We start from the raw sequence: 22,740 nt of genomic DNA on the forward strand, positions 1-22,740 counted from the left end.
CTCCGGAGGCACCTGTGCGCAGACTACTGATCGGCATGCTCGCTGCCATCGCAGCGTTCAGCGCCGTGGCTCCCGGCGCGGCTGCGCAAGACGAGGCCGAGGCCACCGCGCCGGTCGACGTGCTGCAGGTCAACGGTCTGTTCGACGACATCGTGGTCGCCGAGATCGGCGCGGCGATCGACCGGGCCGACGACCAGGGCAGCCAGGCGCTGATCCTGCAGGTCGACTCGCGCGGCGCGGTCGTGAGCGACGAGGCGATCGCCGATCTCATGGTCCGGATCGACGACTCACCGGTCGCGATCGGTGTGTGGGTCGGCCCGAGCGGGGCTCGCCTGTACGGCACGCCGGCTCAGATCCTCACGGTCGCCGACGTGACGGGCATGGCGCCCGGTTCCCGTGTCGGCAACGTCGGCGCGCCGATCTCCGACTTCGACCTGGGCCCCGGCCTGAACGAGTTGCGTTCGCGCACCGTCGGTCTGTCGGAGGCCCGCTCGCTCGGGGTGTTCAAGCAGCGGATCTCCGATCTCGGGATCGCCACGTTGCCGAACATGATCGACGCACTCGACGGGTACAGCGAGAACGGCGTCGAACTCGACACGACGATCGAGACCCTCACCGACAGTGGCGTCGTGCAGCGTGAGACGATCGCCCCGGTCCGCTTCTCCAAGCTGGGTCTCGTCGACCAGTTGTTCCACACGGTCGCGAGCCCGCCGGTCGCGTACCTGCTGCTGTTGATCGGTCTCGCGCTGATCGTGTTCGAGTTCTACACCGCGGGCGTCGGCGTGGCCGGCGTGGTCGGTGCGGTGTGTGCGATCCTCGCCGCCTACGGCTTGGCGGCGTTGCCCGCTCGCGGCTGGGCGGTCGGGCTCATCGTCGCGGCGATGTTCGCGTTCGCGGTCGATGTCCAGGTCGGCATCCCGCGCTTCTGGACCGGTGTCGGCATCGTGCTCACGATCGTCGGCAGCCTGTGGTTGTTCGAGTCGGTCGACGGCACCTCGCTGCGTCCGTCGTGGCTGTCGTTGCTCGTCGGCATCGGCGGGGTGATGTTGACGTTCATCGTCGGTATGCCGTCGATGGTGCGCACCCGCTTCGCGACCCCCACCGTCGGTCGCGAGTGGATGATCGGCGCAGAGGGCACCGCCGTCACGGCGATCAGCCCCGAGGGCACGGTCAAGGTCGGTGCCGGCGAGTGGCACGCGCGCACCAACCGGGCGACCCCGCTCGAAGCGGGCGAAGCGCTGCGGGTCGCTGCGATCGACGGCGTCACACTCGAGGTCGAGCCGCTCGAAGGTGCCGCCCGTGACTACCGCGAGATGCGCAAGAAGCCCAGTGACGGGAGCGACATGTCCGACGACGCCGGCACCGACGCCGTCGTCGACGGCTGACGCCCCGCCGCTACTGCTGCGGCGGGTGCAACGCGACGAACTGGGCGGTCGCCTCTGCGGCCCGCTCCTCGACTGCCGCCGAGTCGGGGGCCGGCTCGCCGAGTAGGCAGCGGATCTGCGTGTCGCGGATCACGAGACCGTAGAACGTCTCGAATGCCTTCGCCGGATCGTCGATCCCGATCAGGCCGGCGGTGTCGAGACGGGTCAGGTACGCCTCGACGATCGGCCCCACTCGATGGCGGCCCGAAGCGAGCAGTTCGTCGGCGAGCGACGGGATCGTCATCGCCGCCCGGTTGAGCGCGATCGACGAAGGGCTGGTCAGGAGTCGGAGCAGGTTGCCGCCGAAGCCGGTCAGGGTCGCGAGCGATGCCTCACCGCCCGCCAGCGCCTCCTGGACCCGCGCTGCGCTGGTGTCCGCGTTGTGTCGGATCAGCGCGGCGACGAGACCGTCCCGGTTCTCGAACCACGAGTAGAGGGTCTCCTTCGATGCGCCCGCCCGCCTGGCGATCGAGGCCATCGTGGCCGCGGCGACGCCGTGTTCGACCAGTTCGGCGAGCGCCGCCTCGATCACCTCGAGTCGCCGACGTTCCACGTCGGCGGCCTTGGGACGTCCTCGGCGTCGCGTGGTGGGTCGGTCGGGCACTTGACAAGCGTACCAGCGGGTACCATTATGTCTTAATCGAACCAACTGGTTCGATTAATGAACACGATCGAGGAGCCGACGATGACCGACCTGCTGATGACCGACCACGACCGCCGGGACCGCTCGGAACGACCCGAACCCCGGACGGCGCCGGTCGCCGCGGCGAAGAACACCGCGGTCGCGGCATCCTCGACGAAACCCTCGTCGGTCGCCGGGGCGATACTCGGGGTGGCGGCCGTGCTCGCCGGGCTGTTCGCCGGGTTCTTCCTGACCTATTCGGCGTCGGTCCAACTCGGCCTCGCCCGGGTCGACGACCTCACCTACGTCCGGACGTTCCAGGCGATCAACGCAACGATCCGCAACCCGGCGTTCGCCGTCATGTTCTTCGGCTGCGTGCCGTCGATCGCGATGGCCGCAGCCCTTCACCGGCGGACCGACCGTCGCACCGCGTTCGCGCTCGTCGTCGGCGCGGTCCTGTGCACGGCGGTCGTCGTGATCACGTTCTCGTTCAACGTGCCGTTGAACGACGAACTGGCGACGTGGGTCGAGCCAACGGCGGATCAGGCGCGCGTGGCCCGAGCGGACTTCGAGACCGTGTGGAACCGCTGGAACCTGGCCCGGACGATCCTGTCGGTCGCCGGGGCGATCGCCGTGGCCACCGCCGCCGTCACGTCGAGTCGGGCAGCCGCGGACCGGCGATCCTGAGATCACCGCGTCGCCGGGTGACGCCTCGGGCGTCGAGTTCGGCCACGATCGGCAGTGCGAACTTCCGGCTCGCTCCGGTGCGATCGCGGAACTCGGCGACCGTGAAGCCCGCCTCGTCGGCGGCGAGGAGTTCGGCCGCGACGCCGGCCGCCGTGTCGATGGCATCGACGTGGAACACGATCTGGTCCCGCTCGACCAACGTGCCACGGCGGATCAACTCGCGAATCGCCGTGCGGTCGGCGTCGGTGGGCATGTCCGGGGTGAAGCCGCCCGCTCGGATCTGCTCGATCAACGGGTGACCGTCGAACGGGTCGACGGCATCGGCAGCCCGGGCCCGACCCAATTCGACCGCGACACCGTCGAGCGTCTCGAGCAGCGCCCGTTCGTGGTCGGCCAGCGCCGCGGTGTCGAATCCCAGGTCGTCGGCCTCGGCGACCGCAGCACGCAGCCGCTCCTCGGTCGCGGCCAGTTCGTCCGGTGTGGTCACCCAGCGTCCGACGGTGGGCTCGACGACCTCACCGGTCAGCAGTTCGAGGTCATCGACGTCGACCCATCCGCGCTCTCGCACCACACGTTCGACCGACCGGTCGGGCCGGGCGCGCGACGCCCGGGTGATCGGATCGATGTCGAGAACCTCGCCACCGCCGATCGTCTCGTCGCGGCCCGACTCGCGCAGCACGTAGCGGTCACCGGGCAGCAGCGGCAGTTCGGTGTCGAGGAAGAGGCGAACCGAACCCGACGTACCGGGGGCGAGGGCCTCGCCACCGAGCACCCGAACCTTCACGGTCAGTTCGCGCGAGCCCACGTAGGCGGCGTAGGCGCCGCGTCGGGACACGTCGTGGCCGAGCCCGGCGAGTACATCGAGGGAGGCGTCGAACCGGTCGGTGGTCCGCCATCGACCGGGCGTGACCACGGCGTCGCCGCGGGCGATCTCGTCGTGGCCCACGCCGTTGAGGTTCAGCGCGACCCGGTTGCCCGGGCCGATCTCGTCGACCCCGGCACCGAGCGACTGGATCGAGCGGATGCGGGCACTGTGTGCGCCCGGCTCGATCGAGACGGTGTCGTCGTGGCGGAGCGTGCCACCGGTCAGCGTGCCGGTCACGACGGTGCCGCTGCCCTTGGCCGCGAACACGCGGTCGATCCACAGGCGAGGCCGATGTCGATCGGCGCTCGGCGGTGTCTCGGCCACCAGCGTGTCGAGCGCGGACCGCAACTCGTCGAGTCCGTCGCCCGTGATCGACGCGACCGGGACGATCGGGGCGCCGTCGAGGAACGTGCCACCGACGTGATCGGCCACCTCGAGGGTGGCGATCTCCAACCACTCGTCGTCGACGAGGTCGCGTTTGGTCAACGCGATCACGCCGTGGCGAAGACCGAGGAGTTCGAGGATCCGGAGATGTTCTTCCGACTGGGGCTTCCACCCTTCGGTCGCGGCGACGACGAACAGGCACGCGTCGACGCCGCCGACGCCGGCGAGCATGTTGCGCAGGAACCGGACGTGGCCGGGCACGTCGACGAAGCTGACCTCAGCGCCCGAGGGCAGGGCGGTGTGCGCGAAACCCAGGTCGATCGTGAGACCGCGCCGCTTCTCCTCCTCGAACCGGTCCGGGTCGGTGCCGGTCAGCGCCAGCACGAGTGACGACTTGCCGTGGTCGACATGGCCGGCGGTGGCGACGACCCTCATGGCGTCGCGGTGGGGAGCGATGCGAGCGCCGCTGCGACGATCGTGTCGTCGCCGGCATCGACCGATCGGAGGTCGAGCACCGTGCGCCCATCGCGGGTCCGGGCGATCACCGGGGTGTCGTGGCCGCGCAGCTCGGTCAGCCGGTCGCCCGGGACTGCGATGCCGATCGACGGCATGCTGACACCCGGTGCCGAGCCGGCGCCCGGGAGCGCGAGCGTGTCGACGACAGAACCCGCGCCGGCGTCGGTGATGATCTGCTCAGCCCGCCGACGGAGCACGTCGATCGGCTGGTCGACCATCCGCCAGAACGCGACGTCGGTCGCCACCCGCTTGTCGAGGTAGGCGAGGGCGAGGTCCTGCAGGGCGTTGAGCACCAGGCCGCCGCAGCGCAGCGCACGCGCGAGCGGGTGTTTGGCGCACCGCTGGACGAACTCGGCACCGCCGACGATGATGCCCGCCTGCGGCCCGCCGAGCAGCTTGTCGGCACTGAACGTCACGAGGTCGGCGCCGTCGGCGAGCGCCTGGACCGCCGCCGGTTCTCCCGCCAGCCACGCCGGCGGCGCTCCCTGCAACCAGGGCACGTTCGCATCGATCAACCCGCTCCCGATGTCGGCGACGACCGGCACGTCGAGCGTGGCCAGCTCGGCGATCGAGGTCTCCTCGACGAACCCGTCGACCCGGTAGTTGCTCGGGTGGATCTTCATGACCACGGCGACGTCGTTGCCGGGTCGAACGATGGCACGCTCGTAGTCGCTGAGACGGGTGCGGTTGGTCGTGCCGACGTCGACCAGTCGGGCGCCCGACTGCTCCATCACCTCGGGGACACGGAACGCGCCCCCGATCTCGACCGACTCGCCACGCGAGACGGCGACATCGCGACCTTCGGCGAGCGCGGCGACGACCAGCAGCACCGCCGCTGCGTTGTTGTTGACGATGATCGCCGCCTCGGCGCCGGTCAGGGTCGCGAACAACTGCCCGACCGCCCGCTGTCGCGAACCGCGCTCGCCCGTGGCGAGGTCGAACTCGACCGTCTGGGGTCGCGCCGGTTGACGGTGGGCCAGCGGTGCGCGGCCGAGGTTGGTGTGGAGCAGCACGCCGGTCGCGTTGACGACCGGCGTCAGCAGCGAGCGGCGGTACGCGTCGACCCGATGGGGGAAGGCGTCGACGGCGCCGTCGGCGATCGCCGTCCGGGCTAGCTCGACCAGGATCGGGTGGGGGAGTCCGGAGCCCGAACGGGCCAACGCGTCGACGGACGGTGGTCGGCCACTGGTTCCGCTCATCGTCGAAAGCCTACGCTCGACCCTCGTGCCGTCGCCCATCGTCGATCAGAACCCGCCGAATCACCCTCGACGTCCGAGGGGTGTGTCGTGAGCCTGCCGATCGACCTGGTCCGGCTCGACCCCGAGCTCCCGCTCCCGGCGTACGCGCATCACGGCGACGCCGGGCTCGACCTGTACGCCCGTGAAGCGGCGACCCTCCCGCGCGCCGGCGGGCGCCTGCTGATGCCGACCGGCATCGCGATCGCGATCCCGGTCGGGTGGTGCGGGCTCCTGATGCCGCGCAGCGGGCTGGCGCTCAGACACGGCATCAGCGTCGTCAACACGCCGGGACTGATCGACGCCGCCTATCGCGGCGAGATCAAGGCGATCCTGATCAACACCGACCCCGACCACGACTACGAGATCGCTCGCGGCGACCGGGTCGCGCAACTGGTGATCCAGCGGGTCGAGGACGTCGCCTGGAACGTCGTCGACGAACTCGACGGCGTCGACCGGGGTGGCGGTTTCGGTCACAGCGGCCGCTGAATCGCGGGTTGTACCAGGCGCTCAGCGGATTGCGAGTAATCGCGAGTTGTGCCAGGCGCTCAGCGGATTGGTCGCTTCGCTCCCATCCATTCCGCTGCGCTGCCCCGTGACGATGGGTCGCAGTTCGCCTGGCGGCTCACGCTCCAGGCACAACTCGCGATCAGGATTCGGTGATCGTGACCGACTCGATGATGATCGTCTCGAGCGGGGGGACACCGTTGTTGGCCGGGTTCGCCACCGCGTCGAGATCGGCCACGGTGGAGTCGAGCCCCTCGGTGACCTGGCCGAACAGCGAGTAGAGCGGCGGCAACGAGGCGCCGTCGTCGCCGGTGATGATGAAGAACTGGCTGCCGTTGGTGTCGGGCCCGCTGTTGGCCATCGCCAGGGATCCGATCCGGTACTCGCCGGCGACCGGCAGTTCGTCGGGGAACCGGTAGCCGGGTCCGCCGGTTCCGGTGGCGGTCGGGTCGCCGCACTGCACGACGAACCCAGGGATCGCACGGTGGCACTCGGTGCCGTCGAAGTAGCGGTTGCGGGCGAGCATCACGAAGTTGTTGACCGTCTGCGGCGCCTGCTCGGGCAGCAGTTCGATGGTGATCGGTCCGAAGTTGGTGACGATCTCGGCGGTGTAGACCGCGCCGACGTCGATGCAGAACGGTTGCATCTCGTCGAACTGCTGGACCTGGGGTGCCGACTCGTCGATCGCGCAAGCGGCCTCGTCGGCCTTCGGTGGCGCCGTGATCACGGGAGGCTTCTCGATCGCGAGGACGTCGATCACGAACGTCAGAGCGTCACCGGGGCGGATGTCGCCACGGTCGGCGTCGCCGTAGGCCAGTTCGGCGGGGATGTCGAGCTGGCGGCGCGTGCCGACGCGCGCTCCGACGAGGCCGAGGTCCCAACCCTGGATGACGCTGCCGGCGCCGAGCTGCACCGGGAACGGCTGACCGCGGTCGTAGCTGTTGTCGAACTCGAACCCGTCCTCGCTGCGGACGCCGACGTAGTTGACGACGACCGTGTCGCCGGCCTCGGCCTCGGGCCCCGTGCCCTCGATGAGGTCGGTGACGACCAGTTCGGTCGGGAGCTCGTCGGGGATCTGTACCTCCGGCTTGCCGCCGGGGAGCTCGGTGTCGACCGTCGTGGTCGATGCGCCGTCGTCCGCGCCGTCTCCATCGTCGGTGCCGTCGTCGGTGCCGCTGATCTCGTCGTCGTCGGTGCCGTCGACCTCGGCGGCCGGCTCGGCGACCGGGGCAGGATCGTCGGAGGCACCGCACGCCGCGACGAGTGTGACGGACACGAGGGCGAGCCCGGCAGCGCGGGTGACCGGGTGCCTGCGCATCAGTTCGACGCCGGCGTGACCGAGCGGACGTCGATGACGAACGTCAGCGCATCGCCGGGCTGGATCGGGTCGCCCGGCGGGTTGTCGCCGTACGCGAGTTCGGCCGGGATGTCGAGTTGGATCTGCGAACCGGCCTGGGCGCCGACGAGGCCCTCGTCCCAACCCTGGATGACCCCACCTTGGCCGAGCGTGACCGGGAACTGCTGGCCGCGGTCGTAGCTGTTGTCGAACTCGGTGCCGTCTTCGGTGCGCACACCGACGTAGTCGACGAGCACGGTGTCGCCGGCCTCGGCTGCGGGGCCTTCACCCGGCGACAGCACCGTGACGACGAGATCGGTCGGCGCCTCGGCGGGCACCTCGACCTCGGGCTTGGGCAGCGGCTCCAGGGTCACCGGCGGCGTCGTGGGCGTGGTGTCGAGCGGCGGGAGCGTGATCACGGTCTCGGGCTCGTCGTCGCCGCCGTCGAACGCTCCGCCGACCCAGGCGATCAGCACGACCGCTCCGATGGCCGCCACGATGCCCATCGTCCAACGCAGGGCGTTGCGCTTGACGACGTCCTGTCGATCGGCTCGCGCCTCTTCGATCAGACGTTGTTGACGGTTGGCCTTCTGTCGTTCACGCTTCTCAGTACCCACGAGTGCGCGAGGTTAACGGCGCGCCGGCCCGGTTGCGGCGCGCCACCCGGCCCTTCGGTGGGACGAGCGCCTCAAGATGCGTGGCCTCGGACCCGATAACCGTCTCGAACGACGGGTTTCCGTCGCGCGGACTGACGGACAGCAGCCTCATGGCGACACGGGTGAGCACAAGCGGGAGGACGGATGGGGTTCCTCTCACGCGCACCCGCCGACGGGTCGCAGGTTGCCTCCTCGGCCTCGGTGGCGTCGCCCTGCTCGTCTGGCTCGCGTGGAGGGTCGCCACGCTCGACGCCCACCTCGTCGCGATCGTCACGCTGTTGATCGAGTTGTCGGGTTGGACCGGTGGTGTCGCCGTCGCCGTCGGCCTGCTGACCGCGACGACGCCGCGTGCGGTGCTGCAACCCGACGAGACCTACCGGTACGCCGTCGTCGTGGCCGACCGTGTCGGCCGCACCCGGTCGACCGACTTGCACCACGACCTCCGCGCAGCGGTCGAACGCCTCACCACCCGCACCGCCGGTGGACCCGCCGACCGGGCGATGATCGGCGTGCTGACCGACGGGCCGCGGCGGATCGCGCTCGTCGCGACGCTCACGCTCGCGCTGCTGCTCGGTGTCGCACCGCTCGAGGTCCCGCCCGTCTGGGCGCTCGTCGCGTTCGGTGCCGGCACGATGCTGATCGCTGCATCCCACGTCGTCGCGTCCGACGGCCGGATCCGTTTCGGTGACCGGACCCGCTGGTCGTTCGCGACACTCGGCGAGGTGTTCTCGCCCGCCGACCGAGCCGGTCAGGCGCCGCGCCGGTGGGTGGGCACGGTCGGAACGATCGTCGTGCTGAACCTGGCGATCGCACTTCGCGGCATGAGCGACCGTTGGACCCACGGCTTGCCGGCGATGACCGACGACGAACGACTGGTCGCGATGGTCTGGGCCGGCCTGCTGGTACTCGGAGGTCTCTACACCCTGCGCACGACTCCGTCGCCGCAGCTCGGCAACGCCCATCTCGTCTCACGTCGCCTCGAGGAGCGAACGGCTCGTCAGTCAGCGCTCGGCGCTGCGGTGTGCCTCGGACTCGTCGGCCTGTTCGCCGGGGTCCTCCCCGGGAGCGTCGACCCCGGTGCGGACGACCCCATTCGGGTCGAAACGCCGGCGCAGATCGAAGCGGGCGGTGGCGTCGGTGGTTGACGTGTCGACCGAGATCCAGACCCCACCGAGATTCGGGACACGTTCGTCGACCCAGCCGAGATGGCGGATGATGGTGCGGATCACGCCCGAGTGGGTGGTCACGACCACGGCGCCGGTGTCGGGTGACGACCGACGTGCGATCGTGAGGAGCGCCTCGCTCGCGCGCTCGATCACGTGTTCCGCCGACTCGAACGTCGGTGGCCGTCGGTGCTCGGCGAGGAAACCCGGATACGCAGCGTCGATCTGGTCGGGGGTCATGCCCTGCCATTCGCCGGCGTCGGCTTCACGGAGTCGCTCGTCGAGCCGCACGTCGCCGAGCCCGAGATGTGCGGCGATGATCTCGCCGGTCTCGGCGGCCCGGGCGAGCGGACTCGACCACACGGACTGGAACCGGTCGCCGGTCGCCGCCAGAGCGGCGGCTGCGTCGACCGCCTGCCGGCGACCCAGATCGTCGAGCGGTGAGTCGGCGAGACCCTGCCACCGGCGGATCGCGTTCCACTCGCTCTGCCCGTGTCGCAGCAGCAACAACGACACGAACCTGGCGACCATCCCGACGGAGGGTAGCGGTCACAGTACGCTGTGCCAGATGGCTCAGGTTCGCCTCTTCGCTGCAGCGCGTGATGCCGCGGGCACCGGTCGTGACGAGCTGCCCGGTGAGACGGTCGGCGACGTCCTCGAATGTGCGCGGGAGCGATACGGATCGACGTTCGACGCCGTGCTCGGCACCTGCCGAATCTGGGTGAACGGCGAACCGGCCGATGCGCTCGACACCATTGGTGCAACCGACGAGCTGGCGGTCCTTCCGCCGGTGTCAGGAGGATGATCGTGAACGCAACCGACCCACAGGCGCTGTCCCTCGACGAACTGCGAACGCTCCGCAACGAACTGCAGAGCGAAGACGACGTCGTGTCGTACGTCCGCCGGGTCGCGCAGGCGCGGCTCGACCTCGTCCGTGCCGAGTCCCACCGCCGCGAGCGAGGCGAGACCCACGAAGACCTGTCGAGCGAGCTGCGTGTCGTGCTCTCGAGCCATCTGACCGGCGGGCCGCCCCGGCCGCCTCGTCCGGTCGAGAACCTCGACGACAACGAACTCTCCGACCGGCTCGACAAGGTGTGCGCCGAACACGGATTCAGCCGGCTCGAGGAACTGATGCCGAGCGAACTCCAGAACCTCGACGAGCAGTTGACCGCATTCGAGCGCCAGGTCTCCGATGACCGGCGCGAGCGGTACGAACGCCTCGACGCCCTGAGCGCCGAACTCGTCCGTCGCTACCGCGATGGCGAAGCCTCGGTCGACGGTCTGCTGGGCGGCTGACATGTCGCCCGGCGACGAGTCGGACGACGCCGGGCCGTCGTCGGATCACGGACGGTCGCCGATCGATCCGCTCGACGTCGGATCGTTCATCCGCTCGCAGCGCGAACGCGCCGAGATTTCGATCCGCAAGCTGGCCGAACTCGCCGACGTCTCCAACCCGTACCTCTCGCAGATCGAGCGCGGGCTGCGCAAGCCGTCGGCCGACGTGCTGCAGCAGGTCGCCACGGCGCTCCGGATCAGCGTCGAGTCGCTCTACGTGCGCGCCGGGATCCTGCCCGACGAGGGTCGTGGCGTGAGCACGGTGTCCGAGGCGATCGAGCACGACCCCGACCTGACGCCCGAGCAGAAATCCGCGTTGCTCAACGTGTACGAGAGCTTCCTCGCCCAGTAGCCCGGGGTGTTCGGGCCGTTTCGCGCAGATCGCCGCCGGGTACGCCCTCCCGGCCCGCTGAAGCGACCGGGCAGGAGGACCCATGGGCACCAGTCGGACGGGAACGGTGAGTGCCGGACGTCGTGTTCGGCGTCCGGTGATCGGGAATGTCGACCGCATCGGTAGCGTTTGAACTCCTGATGCGTCGCGTTGCTGTCATCTCCCTCCACACGTCACCGCTGCTGCAGCCCGGGTCGGGCGACAGCGGCGGCATGAACGTGTACGTGCGAGAGATGGTCTCGTCGTTGTCGCAGGCCGGGCTCGAGTGCACCACGTACACCCGGGCGGATCGTGACGACCTGCCGCCCGAGGTCTGGGTCGAGCCCAACCACCGTGTGGTCTACATCGAGGCAGGTCCCCACCACCTCCCGAAAGAAGCGCTGCCCGAGATCGTCGACGAGTTCACCGACCGGGTGCTCGAAGATCTCGCCCGCAACGGTGGCGCCGACGTGGTGCACGCCAATTACTGGCTGAGCGGCGTCGTCGCCCACCGGATCAAACACGAGCTCGACATCCCGTTCGTCTCCACGTTCCACACGTTGGCGCGCGTCAAGGCCGAGGGCGGCGACCCCGAACCGGGTTGGCGCGACCGTGCCGAGGCCGAGCTGATCAATTGCGCCGACGCGATCTGCGTCAGCTGCGTCGAAGAAGAGCAGCAGTTCCGGCGGCTCTACGGCGACCCGCAGGGGCAGATCGAGATCGTCGCGCCCGGCGTCGAGCACGCATTCTTCGCCCCGGGCGACCAGGGCGGGGCGCGAGCCGCGCTCGACCTGCCGGCCGATGTCCCGGTGATACTGTTCGTCGGACGGATCCAGCCGCTGAAGGGTCCCGACGTCGCGATCCGGGCGCTGCACGCGCTCGGTCGGTCCGACGCCCTGCTCCTCGTGGTCGGCGGTGCCAGTGGGTCCGACGGCGACACCGAGATCGCACGCGCGCACCAGCTCGTCGACGAACTCGGCCTGCACGACCAGGTCCGGTTCGTGCCGCCCCAACCGCACCACATCCTGTCGACGTACTACCGGTCCGCCGACGTGGTCGTCGTGCCCAGCCGCAGCGAGAGCTTCGGGCTCGTGGCGCTCGAAGCGGCGGCGTGCGGCATCCCCGTCGTCGCGAGCGCCGTCGGCGGTTTGCTGTCGCTGGTCGACGACGGCGAGACCGGTTTCCTGATCCCCGACCGCGACCCCACCCGGTTCGCCAAGGCGATCGGGCAGATCCTCGACGAACCGCTGCTCGCGGCGTCGATGTCGCAGGCGTCGGCCGATCGTGCGGCTCGGTACACGTGGGGCTTCGCCGCAGCCCGCCTGCGTCGCCTGTACTCCGACCTGACCGCCCGTCAACTCGTCCTCGGTGAGTGACCGGCCGCTGATGGTGCCGGCGTGACCGACCTCCACGCGGGCGAACGTCTCGGCGACCTGCGTCGACGGATCGACGGATGGCTCGACGAGTTCGCCGACGGCAATCCGATGATCGCTGCGGTCGACCGGGGGACCAGCGACGACACGTCGTTCGGTGAACCGCGCTGGTACGTGCGGATGATCGGCGAGGAGAAGGACTTCACCACCGTGTGGTTGACGCTCGGCCAGCGGATGTTGCGGTACGAGACCTACGTCATGCCGGCCCCCGAGGAGAACCAGGCCGAGGTCATGGAGTTCGTCCTGCGTCGCAACGACCAACTCGTCGGCGCCCACTTCTCGGTCGGCGCCGAAGACGCGCTCTACCTGCGGGGTGAACTTCCCGACATCGCGGTCACCGCCGACGAGATCGACCGCGTGCTCGGCACGGTGTACACGACGGTCGAGGCGACGTTCCGGCCGCTGTTGCGCCTGGCGTTCGCCAGCCGGTTCTCGGGCTGATTTCCCCTTCCCACTGCTCGTTCCCCCCACTCGACACGTCCGGGTGGCGGATCGGGGAAGTCGGAAACTCCGTGCCACCCGGACACTCGCGTGGGTTCGCCGGCCGGGGCTCGGGGGTTAGCGTTGGGCGGATGTCGTTCGAGTTGGTGGTCGTCGGTGGCGGGAACATGGGGGCAGCACTGCTCGGTGGGATGCTCGAATCCGGCATCGCCGATCCGGCGACCACGGCCGTCGTCGAACCATTCGACGCCCGTCGAGCCGAGCTGACCGAACGGTTCCCCGGGGTGACCGTGGTCGCGGACATGCCGGCGTGCACGTCGGCGATCCTCGCGGTCAAGCCGCCCGACATCACGACGGTCGCCGCCGCGGCGGTCGCGGCCGGAGCCCGTCGCGTCCTCTCGGTCGCCGCCGGTGTGACGACGACGACGATCGCCGCCGCGACCGGATCGGGCGTCGCCGTGTTGCGCACGATGCCGAACACCCCGGCGCTGGTCGGACAGGGTGTGTCGGCGCTCTGCGGCGCAGAGGGCACCTCCGACGACGACCTCGATTGGGCCGAGAACGCGCTGCGCGGCGTCGGGCTCGTCGTCCGGGTGGCCGAGAGCCAGCTCGACGCCGTGACGGGGCTGACCGGTTCGGGCCCGGCGTACCTGTTCCTCGTCGCCGAGGCGCTCATGGACGCCGGCGTCGTCGCCGGCCTGCCACGGGCCGCGGCCGAGCAGATGGTCGCCCAACTGCTCGTGGGCTCGGCCGCGTTGCTCGCCGAACGCGGCAAACCGGCCGACCTCCGAGCGATGGTGACCTCGCCCGGCGGCACCACCGCAGCCGGGGTCCGAGTGCTCGAAGAACGGTCGGTTCGAGCCGCGTTGATCGACGCGGTGCAGGCCGCGACCGAGCGAAGTCGCGAGCTCGGCGCCGAGTGACCGCGAGAAGAATCTTGGTGTGACACTTTTCTCACCAGGTTCCGTGCCCTACAGTGATCTCTGGTAAGCGCATCGGCGAGAGCTGGTCGCGCTGCAGGGCCGGTGCCATCGGGGGGTTGGCACCGGCCCTCACACTTCTCCGGGGCGCCGATCACAGCGTGATCACAGCGTTCGGCGGGTGCGGTCGGCAGGCTCGTGGGTAGCGTCGGCGGCGTGACCCGCTTCGACTCCGTGTCGTTCCTGACCGATTACGGCACCGCCGACGAGTTCGTCGGCGTGGTCAAGTCGGTCATTCGCGACCTCGCCCCGCACGTCGGCGTCGTCGACCTGACGCACGAGATCCCGCCGTTCGACGTCCGAGCCGGATCGCTCGCCCTCGCTCGATGCATCGGGTACGTGCCGTCGGGTGTGGTCCTCGGCGTCGTCGACCCGGGCGTCGGCACCCAGCGTCGAGCCGTGGCGATCGAGGTCGCCGATGGTGCCGGCGTGGTGATCGGCCCCGACAACGGACTGCTCGCACCGGCGGTGGCGATGGCAGGTGGGGCCGAGCGTGCGTTCGAACTCACCAACCCCGAGTACCAGCTGCAGGCCGCCGGAGCGACGTTCGCCGGTCGTGACGTGTTCGGTCCGGCGGCGGCACACGTCTGCAACGGCGTCGACCTCGCCGAACTCGGGCCCGAGGTCGATCCGGTGCTGCTGCTCCCCGGCACGGTGCCGCTGTCGCGCCTGGAGGACGACGAGCTGATCGCCGAGGTGCTGTGGGTCGACCGGTTCGGCAATGCACAGCTCAACGTCGGGCCCGATGACCTGCCACCGACGTGGGGTCGTCAACTCCAGGTCCGGATCGGGATGCCGACCGACCCGTCGGGCGTCACCGCCCGACGCGCCGTGCGAGCGTCGCACTTCGCCGAGCTCACCGGTGGGGCCGTCGGCCTGGTACTCGACTCGTACGGCATGCTGGCGGTCGCGATCGATCAACGGTCGGCCGCCGACGAACTCGGACTCGCCGCCGGCGACCAGGTCGTCATCGTGGCGCTCGACGACGACCCGCCCGTCGAGACGCCGGTGGCCTTCGGCCGACGCTGAACGTCGCCGGATAGCCTGACCCCATGCGCCCAGCAACCACCTTGACCCTCGGCCTGCTGCTCGCGGCGATCCTCGTGGCCGGGGTGATCTCGCTCGTCCGACTCTGAGCGCCCCGGCGGAGTACGCTGCCGACGGTGGGGTCAGAGTCGGAGGGAATGAACATCGCGCGGTTGATCGAGCCGCACCCGGCCGACCGTGTCGCGCTGATCTCCCGGAACCGGGAGACGACCTACGGCCAGCTCCGTGATCAGACCGATCGTGTCCGTGGCGGGCTGATCGCCCAGGGGATCCGATCCGGTGACCGTGTCGTGATCCTCTGCGAGAACAATCGGTACTTCGTGGTGTCGTACCTGGCCGTCGTCGGCCTCGGCGCGATCGCCGTCCCGCTCAATCCGTCGAGCCCGGCCCCCGAGATCGAGCGCGAACTCGTCGCCGTCCGCCCGGCGGCGGCCATCATCGGTCCGGCTTCCGTCGCCGCCTGGCGGGCGATCGATGCCGAGCGGGTGCCGTCGCTGCGGACCGTGGTGCGGGCCGAGGGCGAGACCGGGCCCGGTGAGGTCTCGATGACGGCGCTGCTCGAATCGGATCCGTCGCCCGTCGTCGACGTCGACGGCGACCACATCGCCGTCATGATGTTCACGAGTGGCACGGCCGGGTCGCCTCGCGCCGCGATGTTGAGCCACGCCAACCTGATCAGCAACATCGAACAAGACGTCACGGCGCTCGATCACACACGCGCCGGCGATGTGGTCTACGGGGTGTTGCCGCTCTTCCACATCTTCGGCCTGAACGTCGTGTTGGGCGTGTCGTTCACCGTCGGTGCCACCGTGTTGCTCGTGCAGCGCTTCGATCCGGCCACCGCCGTCGAGTCGATCGTGCAGCGGCGCGTCACCGTCGTGCCCGGCGCCCCGTCCATGTGGGTCGCGTTCAGCCACTTCGACGAGTTGCCCGACGACTCGTTCGCCACGGTCCGGCTCGCGTTGTCGGGCGCCGCGCGGCTGCCGAAGGCCGTGTCCGACAAGATGCGCGAACGGTTCGACGTGTCGATCTACGAGGGCTACGGCCTCACGGAGGCGTCGCCGGTCGTGACGAGTTCGGCCGGTCTCGAGTGCCGACCGGGATCGGTGGGTCGGCTGCTCGTCGGTCAGGAGATGCGTCTGGTCGGCGACGACGGCGACGACGTCCCCGTCGGTGACGCCGGCGAGATCTGGGTGCGCGGCGCCAACGTGTTCCACGGCTACTTCGAGGAGCCCGAGGCCACCGCCAAGGTCCTCGTCGACGGCTGGCTGATCACCGGCGACATCGGCATGGTCGACGACGACGGCTACCTGTACCTGGTCGATCGGGCCAAGGACCTCATCATCGTGTCGGGCTTCAACGTGTTCCCTGCCGAGGTCGAAGAGGTGTTGCAGAGCCACCCGGCGATCGCCGAGGTCGGCGTGCTGGGTGTCCCGCACCCGCATCAGGGCGAAGCCGTCAAGGCGTTCGCGGTCCTGGCCCCCGGCCACGACATCGACGAAGACAGCCTCATCGACTACGCCCGCGACTATCTCGCCCGGTACAAGTGCCCGACCAAGGTGATCTTCGTCGACCAACTGCCGCGCAATGCCGCCGGCAAGCTCGTGCGACGTGAGCTCGAAGGCACGGTGCTCGGTTCCTGACCGAGGTCGACACAGGGCGTCGGCCGACCGTCCGCCTTTGTGAAATCGTGCACAAGGGTTCTAGGCTGTTCGTCGATGCCCCCACACCGCACGCGTCGCAGGATTCCCGAGGCCACGGTCGCCCGGCTGCCCGTGTACCTGCAGATCCTGATCGAGCAGTCGGAGAGCGGCGTCGAGAGCGTGTCGTCGGAGGGCCTCGCCGAACTCGCCGGCGTGAATGCGGCCAAGGTCCGCAAGGACCTCAGCTACCTCGGCAGCTACGGCACCCGCGGGGTCGGCTACGAGGTCGAGTACCTCGTGTTCCAGATCCGACGTGAACTCGGCCTCGACCACGAGTGGCCCGTCGTCATCGTCGGCGCCGGCAACCTCGGTCAGGCCCTGGCCGGCTACGGCGGTTTCAACGGTCGCGGTTTCCCGGTCGCGGGCATGGTCGACGTCGACCCGGCCAAGGTCGACACGGTCGTCGCCGGCGTTCGGGTCCGCCCACTCGACGAACTCCCCAAGATCGTCGGCGCCGGCGGTATCTCGATCGGTGTGATCGCCACGCCGCCGGGGGCAGCGCAAGACGCCGCCGACCGACTGATCGCCGCCGGCGTCACCAGCATCTTGAACTTCGCACCGATGGTGCTGTCGGTGCCGTCGACGATCTCGGTCCGCAAGGTCGACCTCGCCGTCGAACTGCAGATCCTGACCTATCACGAGCAGCGCAAGGCGAGTGCCGCTCCGCGCAACGCCGACCAGGTTCACCCGTTCTCCGCCGACCGCCAGCGCGGTGCGACAGCGTAGGCTGGACTGGTCATGTCGATCCTCGCCATCGGAGTCAATCACCGCAGCGGGCCGCTGAGCGTGCTCGAGCGGGTGACGCTCGCTCCCGACGAGGTGGCCAAGGCCGTCGAGGGGCTCGCCCAGCTCGACAACATCCGCGAAGCCGTCGTGCTGAGCACGTGCAACCGCACCGAGATCTACGCCGTCACCGAGAAGTTCCACGGGGCGTACGCCGACATCCGTGACTTCCTGTGCAACCTCGGCGACATCTCCGCCGACGAACTCCATCCGCACCTGTTCTCGCAGCACGACGACGCCGCCGTGATGCACCTGTTCGAAGTCGCTGCCGGGCTCGACTCCGCCGTCGTCGGCGAGTCCGAGATCCTCGGGCAGCTGCGCCAGGCCTGGGAGGTCGCCCAGCGTGAGGGTGGCGCCCGCACGACCCTCAACCTCCTGTTCCGCCACGCGGTCGAGGTCGGCAAGCGGGCACGGACCGAAACGGCGATCGCACGTGGGACCGCATCGGTCAGCCATGCCGCCGTCGAGATGGCCGTCGAACACCACGGTTCGATCAGCGGTCGCAACGTCGCCCTCGTCGGAGCCGGCGCCATGGGCGAAGGCATCGCCGTCGCACTGCGCGGCGCCGGCGTCGGTGACGTGCTGGTCGTCAACCGTTCACCCGAGCGTGGCCGGGCACTGGCCGAGCGCATCGACGGCAGCGCACTCGGTATCGACCGGTTGTCCGAGGCGCTCGATGCCAGCGACGTCGTCCTGACCTCCACCGGTTCGGGCGAACCGATCATCACCGCCGATCTCGTGCGCGATCTCGACCGGGGCGGCCGCCCGCTGCTGTTCGTCGACATCGCCGTTCCCCGCGACGTCGCACCCGACGTCGCCGAGCTGGCGGGTGTCACGGTGCTCGACCTCGACGACCTGAGCACCTGGGCCGACCGCGGTCGGGCCGAACGGCTGGCCGAGGTCGATCGCGTGACCGCCATCGTGAGCGAAGAGGTCGAACGCTTCGAGCTGCAGTCGGCAGCGCTCCAGGCCGCACCGCTCGTGTCCTCACTGCGTGAGCGGGCCGAGGCACTCCGAGCCGCCGAACTCGAGCGGCACGCCAAGCGGCTCAGCCAGCTCGACGATCAGCAGCGTGAGACGGTCGACATCATCACCCGGGGCCTCGTCGCCAAGTTGTTGCACGAACCGTCGGTTCGCTTGCGCAACCAGGCGGGTACGCCGCAGGGTGAGCGGAACGCGGCGGCGGTCGCCGACCTCTTCGACCTCGGCTGACCGACCGTGATCCGCATCGCGACCCGCGGGAGCCGTCAGGCGCTGACCCAGGCGACGGCCGTCGCCGACCAACTCGTCGTCGCCGGCCATGAGACCGAGATCGTGATCATCGACACCGTCGGTGACCGATCGCAGGCGACGAACGTGCCGCTGCACTCGATCGGCGGCCAGGGCGTGTTCGTCAAAGAGGTGCAGCAGGCCGTGCTCGACGGCCGAGCCGACGTGGCGGTGCACTCCGCGAAAGATCTGCCGACCACTCCGACACCGGGTCTGGTCATCGGCGCGTTCACGCAGCGTCGTTCGGCCGCCGACGCGTTGATCGGTCGGTCGCTCGTCGACCTGCCGTCGGGCGCCACCGTCGCGACCGGTTCGGTGCGTCGCCGTGCCCAGCTGGCCCGGGCGCGGCCCGATCTGGAGTTCGTCGAACTCCGCGGCAACATCCCCACACGACTCGAGAAGGTGCCCGACGGTGGCTCCGTCGTGATGGCCGTGGCGGCGCTCGAGGTGCTCGACATGACCGATCGCATCGCCGACGTCCTCGACACGGCCGAGTTCGTGCCCGCCGTCGGCCAGGGTTGCGTCGCCGTCGAGTGTCGCTCCCGCGACGGCAAGGTGCTCGATTCGCTCGCCGGTATCGACGATCCCGACACGCGCCACGAGGTCGCCGTCGAGCGGGCGTTCATGGCCGAGCTCGGGTCGGGGTGTTCGCTGCCGATCGGTGCGCACGTCGACCACCGGCGGCTGTTCACGTTCCTGGCCAACTTCGACACCGGGGTGACGGTCTCCGACACGATCGAACTGTCCGACGACGACCTCGAGGCCGACATCGCGACTGCACGTCGGGCCGCCGTCGAGGCGCACGAGCACGTTTCGGGTCGGTGAGATGCAGCGACGTCCTCTCTCCGGACGTCGCGTCGTCACGACCCGTGATCGTCGGGGGCACCTCGATGCCCGCCTGGCGGCCGTCGGTGCCGACGTCGTTCACGTCCCCCTGATCTCGATCGAGCCGAGCGCCGACGACCGCATCGACGCAGCGCTGGAGGATCTCGGCGCGTTCGACTGGTTGGTCGTCACCTCACAGCACGGTGCCGAACGGGTCGGTCGAGCGGCCGCCGGCCATCCGATCCGCCTGGCAGCCGTCGGATCGCGGTCGGCGGCGGCGCTCGAACGTCTTGCCGGCCGACCCGTCGACGTGGTTCCCGACCGGCAGACGGCCGCCGATCTGGCCGAGGCGATCGGTGCGGGCGGAGGCCGGGTGCTCGTCGCCCAGGCCGATCGAGCCGACACCACGCTCGTCGACCGGCTCACAGCGAGCGGGTTCGACGTCGAGGCGATCACGGCCTACCGGACCGTGCTGCGACGCCCGACGTGGCAAGAACGGCGGGCGGCGATCGGGGCCGACGCGGTCGGGTTCGCGAGCGGTTCCGCGGCAGCGGCCTGGGTCGCGGCGTTCGGGTCGGACACGCCGCCGGTCGTCGCCGCGATCGGCCCGACCACGGCGGAGGCCGCATCGGCACACGGCCTCGAGGTGACGCACGTGGCGGCCGATCACGACGTGGAGGGCTTGGTCGCCGTCATCGTCGCGGCCTTGGCCGCGCCGTCGTAGAATCTCGGCGACCGCGACGATCACACCATGAGACGACTTTTTTCGACACGGCGGCTCGTCGCCGCCTCGCTCTCGGCGGCAGTGGCGCTGGCCTCCACCGCCCACGTGCCGATGGTCGACGCCCAGGGGCTCGTGCAGCAGGCGTCGTCCGACGTCGCCGATGCGGCCGAGCCGTCGATCAGCGAGGACGGCCGCTGGGTCGTGTTCACCGGCCGGGTCGGCGACCGCACGTCGGTGTTCCGCACCGATCTCGAACTCGACACGACGACCGAGATCTCACCGGTGCCGCCGAGCGTGCGTGCCGGCGACACGATCCACCCTCGCCTCTCACCCGACGGCTGCGTCGTGGTCGCCATCACCGAGATCCCGTACGACCTCTTCCGCGACGACGACCGTGACGAGCGCTGGGATGTGTATCGGTTGCTGGTCCCCGAGTGCGGTGGTCAACCGAACTCGTGGGAGCTGGTGTCACTGTCGAGCCGTACGGGTACCGCGATCGACGGGGTGTTCACCGACTCGGCCCCGGCGCTCAGCGGCTCCGGATCGCAGATCGCCTTCGTGCATCAGGCCGCCGGCGCGTCCGACGGTGTCGGGACGATCACGATCGTCGACGTGTCCGTGCCCACCAGCGCCCCGGGCCGCGAGTCGACCGTGGCCGGCGTACCCGTCGAGGCCCCCAACCGGGCGTACGTCTACGCCGGGTTCCGCCAACCCGTGCTCTCGCAGAACGGGCGCCACCTGGCGTTCGTCGCCGACGCGACCGCCTCGGAGGCCCTGCCAGGGTGGGCCGGTGGTCCGGTGCCCGGGGAGCAGGCGACCTCACAGGTGTACGTGTGGGACCGTCTGGCGGCCGACCAGCGGCGAGCCGTGCACCTCGTGTCGAGCCGCAACGGCGTCCCGACGAGCGCGGGCGCGTCATCGCCGGTGATGTCGGAGGACGGGCGGATCATCGTGTTCACGTCGCGCGACCGCACGCTGGTCCCGGCGGCCCTGCCCACGTGTGTCCCCGAATGCCCGATCCAGATCTACCGCTACGACCGCGACACCGACGGCAACGGCATCTTCGACGAGCCTCCCCGACGCGACCCGCTCGAGATCGTGTCGGCGGTCGATGCCGGCGTCGTGGAGGTCGGTGTCCCGCGTGCCGGCAATGCGTCCTCGTGGGCGCCGGCGGTGAACGCCGACGGAAGCCAGATCGCCTTCGTGTCCGACGCGACCAATCTGCTGCCGAGCCGGCGTGCCGGCGGCGGTGGCGCCGGCGACGGCGATCTGGTCGTCGCAGAGTTCGAACTCGGCCAGCTCCGGCGGGTGCTCGACGGCGCCGACGCGACCGACGTACCCGGGGCGCACGGACGGCCGGCGCTCTCCAAGACCGGCGAGACGATCGTGTTCGAGACGATGGCGGGAGCGAGCATCGACGGGTTGCGCCGCGTCACGACCGGAGGCATGCGGCAGATCGTGACCGTGTCGGCCACCCCGCAGCTGTCGCTCGCCTCGCTCGACTTCGGCACGGTGCTGCGCGGCTTCGAGAGCACCGAGCTCTACGTCCGGGTGTTGAACTCGGGTCCGGCCGCGTTCGAGCCCACCAACGTCATGGTGACGTCGAACTTCAAGATCACGGGTGGAACCTGCAGCCGCGGCGTGCTGGTGGCGGCGGGAACATCGTGCTCGGTGAACCTCACGTTCAACCCGACCGCGGCCAGGGGGTACGAAGGCACGCTCACCGTCGGAGGTGACGGCCCGAATTCGCCGTCGGTCTCGGCGACGGTGCGCGGTGCGGCGGGCGAACCGACGCTCCTCGCGGATCCGGGCGGCGTCGATCTGGAACCTGCCGTCGTCGGCGAGGTGGGGGGCCGTGTCGCGATCGACATCGACAACATCGGCTTCACCCCGACCTCGATCGCGAACATCCGCCTCGGGGGCACACACCCCGACGACTTCGTGGTCCTCGATCAGAGCTGCACCAACCGGGCGCTGAACCCCGACGCGAGCTGCACGATCGAAGTCGAGTTCCGTCCGCGTGGCGTCGGCTACCGGAGCGGGCTCCTGCTGGTCTCCGCTCCATCCGGCCAGTACACGGCGGCGGTGCTCGGCGGCTTCGCTCGCTACGAGCCGACGTTCGAGACCACGGCCGAGACCACCGACGAACCCGCTCGTGCGGGGCGACCGCTCGGTCTCGGCGGTGCCGGCTTTCCGCCCGACACCACCGTCGCGATCGGTTTCGACGACGGGAGTCCGCCGTTCGCCACGGTCGAGACCAACAGCGGTGGCGGTTTCCTCGCGATCGTGAACCTGCCGTCCCGGTTGCGGGTGGGTGAGCGTCGCCTCGTCGCCACCGCCAAGGACGGAGCGGTCGCGAACGTCACCATCGACGTGCTCGGATCGGTGTCGCGACTCAACCCGGCCGTGCCCGGCTACGGGTTCTGACGAGCCGT

Annotated in this window: 22 protein-coding genes; 16 read left to right on the top strand and 6 right to left on the bottom strand. The window is 70.0% G+C overall.

The annotated features are described in order from the left end of the window. The first annotated feature begins 14 nt into the window (after positions 1-14). Entirely contained in the window at positions 15-1,385 is a 1,371-nt protein-coding gene (locus R8G01_18170; protein MDW3215929.1) for an NfeD family protein, read from the top strand. A gap of 10 nt (positions 1,386-1,395) precedes the next feature. On the opposite strand, the gene R8G01_18175 is transcribed toward R8G01_18170, so the two are convergent. Continuing rightward, entirely contained in the window at positions 1,396-2,028 is a 633-nt protein-coding gene (locus tag R8G01_18175) for a TetR/AcrR family transcriptional regulator (protein ID MDW3215930.1), read from the bottom strand. A 57-nt stretch (positions 2,029-2,085) separates the two neighbouring features. Here R8G01_18175 and R8G01_18180 point away from each other — a divergent pair, with 57 nt between their 5' ends. Continuing rightward, on the top strand, positions 2,086-2,733 hold the full coding sequence (locus tag R8G01_18180) for a DUF1772 domain-containing protein (protein ID MDW3215931.1): 648 nt from the start codon (positions 2,086-2,088) through the stop codon (positions 2,731-2,733). Here the strand turns inward: R8G01_18180 and selB are convergent. After that, positions 2,696-4,417: a selenocysteine-specific translation elongation factor gene (selB, locus tag R8G01_18185; GenBank protein MDW3215932.1), complete on the bottom strand. Its 1,722-nt coding sequence runs from the start codon at positions 4,415-4,417 to the stop codon at positions 2,696-2,698. The genes R8G01_18180 and selB overlap by 38 nt on opposite strands. Further along, positions 4,414-5,697 carry an L-seryl-tRNA(Sec) selenium transferase gene (gene selA / locus R8G01_18190; GenBank protein ID MDW3215933.1) on the bottom strand — a complete coding sequence of 428 codons (1,284 nt, stop codon included), beginning with the start codon at positions 5,695-5,697 and terminating at the stop codon, positions 4,414-4,416. Before selA ends, selB begins: the two co-directional genes overlap by 4 nt. Before the next feature lie 87 nt (positions 5,698-5,784). On the opposite strand from selA, the gene dut reads away from it, so the two are divergent. After that, positions 5,785-6,222 (top strand): dUTP diphosphatase, encoded by a 438-nt coding sequence (dut, locus tag R8G01_18195; protein ID MDW3215934.1) that lies wholly within the window; start codon positions 5,785-5,787, stop codon positions 6,220-6,222. Positions 6,223-6,382: 160 nt separating this feature from the next. On the opposite strand, the gene R8G01_18200 is transcribed toward dut, so the two are convergent. The 3 genes from R8G01_18200 to R8G01_18210 all read right to left on the bottom strand — a co-directional run bounded on the left by R8G01_18200 (position 6,383) and on the right by R8G01_18210 (position 9,926). Next, on the bottom strand, positions 6,383-7,558 hold the full coding sequence (locus tag R8G01_18200; protein ID MDW3215935.1) for a peptidylprolyl isomerase: 1,176 nt from the start codon (positions 7,556-7,558) through the stop codon (positions 6,383-6,385). Next, complete coding sequence (locus R8G01_18205; protein MDW3215936.1) at positions 7,558-8,193, bottom strand: FKBP-type peptidyl-prolyl cis-trans isomerase; 636 nt, start codon at positions 8,191-8,193, stop codon at positions 7,558-7,560. The genes R8G01_18200 and R8G01_18205 overlap by 1 nt, the downstream gene beginning before the upstream one ends. 1,040 nt (positions 8,194-9,233) lie before the next feature. Then, entirely contained in the window at positions 9,234-9,926 is a 693-nt protein-coding gene (locus R8G01_18210) for a histidine phosphatase family protein (protein MDW3215937.1), read from the bottom strand. A gap of 37 nt (positions 9,927-9,963) precedes the next feature. Here R8G01_18210 and R8G01_18215 point away from each other — a divergent pair, with 37 nt between their 5' ends. The 13 genes from R8G01_18215 (at position 9,964) to R8G01_18275 (ending at position 22,732) form a co-directional block, all read left to right on the top strand. Further along, positions 9,964-10,200: a MoaD/ThiS family protein gene (locus R8G01_18215; GenBank protein ID MDW3215938.1), complete on the top strand. Its 237-nt coding sequence runs from the start codon at positions 9,964-9,966 to the stop codon at positions 10,198-10,200. A 2-nt stretch (positions 10,201-10,202) separates the two neighbouring features. Further along, a complete protein-coding gene (locus R8G01_18220) occupies positions 10,203-10,691 on the top strand; it encodes a hypothetical protein (GenBank protein ID MDW3215939.1) in 489 nt (162 codons plus the stop codon). 1 nt (position 10,692) lies between these two features. Next, positions 10,693-11,082, top strand: a complete 390-nt coding sequence (locus R8G01_18225) for a helix-turn-helix transcriptional regulator (GenBank protein ID MDW3215940.1) — start codon at positions 10,693-10,695, stop codon at positions 11,080-11,082. A 179-nt stretch (positions 11,083-11,261) separates the two neighbouring features. Beyond that, positions 11,262-12,476, top strand: a complete 1,215-nt coding sequence (locus R8G01_18230; GenBank protein ID MDW3215941.1) for a glycosyltransferase — start codon at positions 11,262-11,264, stop codon at positions 12,474-12,476. A gap of 21 nt (positions 12,477-12,497) precedes the next feature. Then, positions 12,498-12,974, top strand: coding sequence for a YbjN domain-containing protein (locus R8G01_18235; GenBank protein MDW3215942.1), 477 nt, complete (start codon positions 12,498-12,500; stop codon positions 12,972-12,974). Between the two features lie 131 nt (positions 12,975-13,105). Continuing rightward, a complete protein-coding gene (gene proC / locus R8G01_18240) occupies positions 13,106-13,897 on the top strand; it encodes a pyrroline-5-carboxylate reductase (GenBank protein ID MDW3215943.1) in 792 nt (263 codons plus the stop codon). A 213-nt stretch (positions 13,898-14,110) separates the two neighbouring features. Continuing rightward, entirely contained in the window at positions 14,111-14,983 is an 873-nt protein-coding gene (locus R8G01_18245) for an SAM-dependent chlorinase/fluorinase (GenBank protein MDW3215944.1), read from the top strand. A 155-nt stretch (positions 14,984-15,138) separates the two neighbouring features. Further along, positions 15,139-16,644, top strand: coding sequence for an AMP-binding protein (locus R8G01_18250; GenBank protein MDW3215945.1), 1,506 nt, complete (start codon positions 15,139-15,141; stop codon positions 16,642-16,644). Between the two features lie 75 nt (positions 16,645-16,719). Beyond that, positions 16,720-17,430, top strand: a complete 711-nt coding sequence (locus R8G01_18255) for a redox-sensing transcriptional repressor Rex (protein ID MDW3215946.1) — start codon at positions 16,720-16,722, stop codon at positions 17,428-17,430. A 12-nt stretch (positions 17,431-17,442) separates the two neighbouring features. Beyond that, entirely contained in the window at positions 17,443-18,699 is a 1,257-nt protein-coding gene (locus R8G01_18260) for a glutamyl-tRNA reductase (protein MDW3215947.1), read from the top strand. Between the two features lie 6 nt (positions 18,700-18,705). Continuing rightward, the gene (gene hemC, locus R8G01_18265) at positions 18,706-19,581 is read left to right on the top strand and encodes a hydroxymethylbilane synthase (GenBank protein MDW3215948.1); all 876 of its coding nucleotides are present in this window, start codon (positions 18,706-18,708) and stop codon (positions 19,579-19,581) included. Position 19,582: 1 nt separating this feature from the next. Next, on the top strand, positions 19,583-20,305 hold the full coding sequence (locus R8G01_18270; protein MDW3215949.1) for a uroporphyrinogen-III synthase: 723 nt from the start codon (positions 19,583-19,585) through the stop codon (positions 20,303-20,305). A gap of 27 nt (positions 20,306-20,332) precedes the next feature. Further along, positions 20,333-22,732: a choice-of-anchor D domain-containing protein gene (locus R8G01_18275; protein MDW3215950.1), complete on the top strand. Its 2,400-nt coding sequence runs from the start codon at positions 20,333-20,335 to the stop codon at positions 22,730-22,732. The last annotated feature ends 8 nt before the right edge of the window (positions 22,733-22,740 follow it).

The organism is Ilumatobacteraceae bacterium (assembly GCA_033344875.1).
Classification (GTDB): Bacteria; Actinomycetota; Acidimicrobiia; order Acidimicrobiales; family Ilumatobacteraceae; genus Ilumatobacter.

Bases quoted from the DNA above. Each gene is read 5' to 3' on its own strand.
- R8G01_18180 (MDW3215931.1), top strand. From the start codon at position 2,086: ATGAACACGATCGAGGAGCCGACGATGACCGACCTGCTGATGACCGAC.
- selB (MDW3215932.1), bottom strand. From the start codon at position 4,417: ATGAGGGTCGTCGCCACCGCCGGCCATGTCGACCACGGCAAGTCGTCA.
- selA (MDW3215933.1), bottom strand. From the start codon at position 5,697: ATGAGCGGAACCAGTGGCCGACCACCGTCCGTCGACGCGTTGGCCCGT.
- R8G01_18200 (MDW3215935.1), bottom strand. From the start codon at position 7,558: ATGCGCAGGCACCCGGTCACCCGCGCTGCCGGGCTCGCCCTCGTGTCC.
- R8G01_18210 (MDW3215937.1), bottom strand. From the start codon at position 9,926: ATGGTCGCCAGGTTCGTGTCGTTGTTGCTGCTGCGACACGGGCAGAGC.
- R8G01_18215 (MDW3215938.1), top strand. From the start codon at position 9,964: ATGGCTCAGGTTCGCCTCTTCGCTGCAGCGCGTGATGCCGCGGGCACC.
- R8G01_18225 (MDW3215940.1), top strand. From the start codon at position 10,693: ATGTCGCCCGGCGACGAGTCGGACGACGCCGGGCCGTCGTCGGATCAC.
- R8G01_18230 (MDW3215941.1), top strand. From the start codon at position 11,262: ATGCGTCGCGTTGCTGTCATCTCCCTCCACACGTCACCGCTGCTGCAG.
- proC (MDW3215943.1), top strand. From the start codon at position 13,106: ATGTCGTTCGAGTTGGTGGTCGTCGGTGGCGGGAACATGGGGGCAGCA.
- R8G01_18250 (MDW3215945.1), top strand. From the start codon at position 15,139: ATGAACATCGCGCGGTTGATCGAGCCGCACCCGGCCGACCGTGTCGCG.
- R8G01_18255 (MDW3215946.1), top strand. From the start codon at position 16,720: ATGCCCCCACACCGCACGCGTCGCAGGATTCCCGAGGCCACGGTCGCC.
- R8G01_18260 (MDW3215947.1), top strand. From the start codon at position 17,443: ATGTCGATCCTCGCCATCGGAGTCAATCACCGCAGCGGGCCGCTGAGC.
- R8G01_18270 (MDW3215949.1), top strand. From the start codon at position 19,583: ATGCAGCGACGTCCTCTCTCCGGACGTCGCGTCGTCACGACCCGTGAT.
- R8G01_18275 (MDW3215950.1), top strand. From the start codon at position 20,333: ATGAGACGACTTTTTTCGACACGGCGGCTCGTCGCCGCCTCGCTCTCG.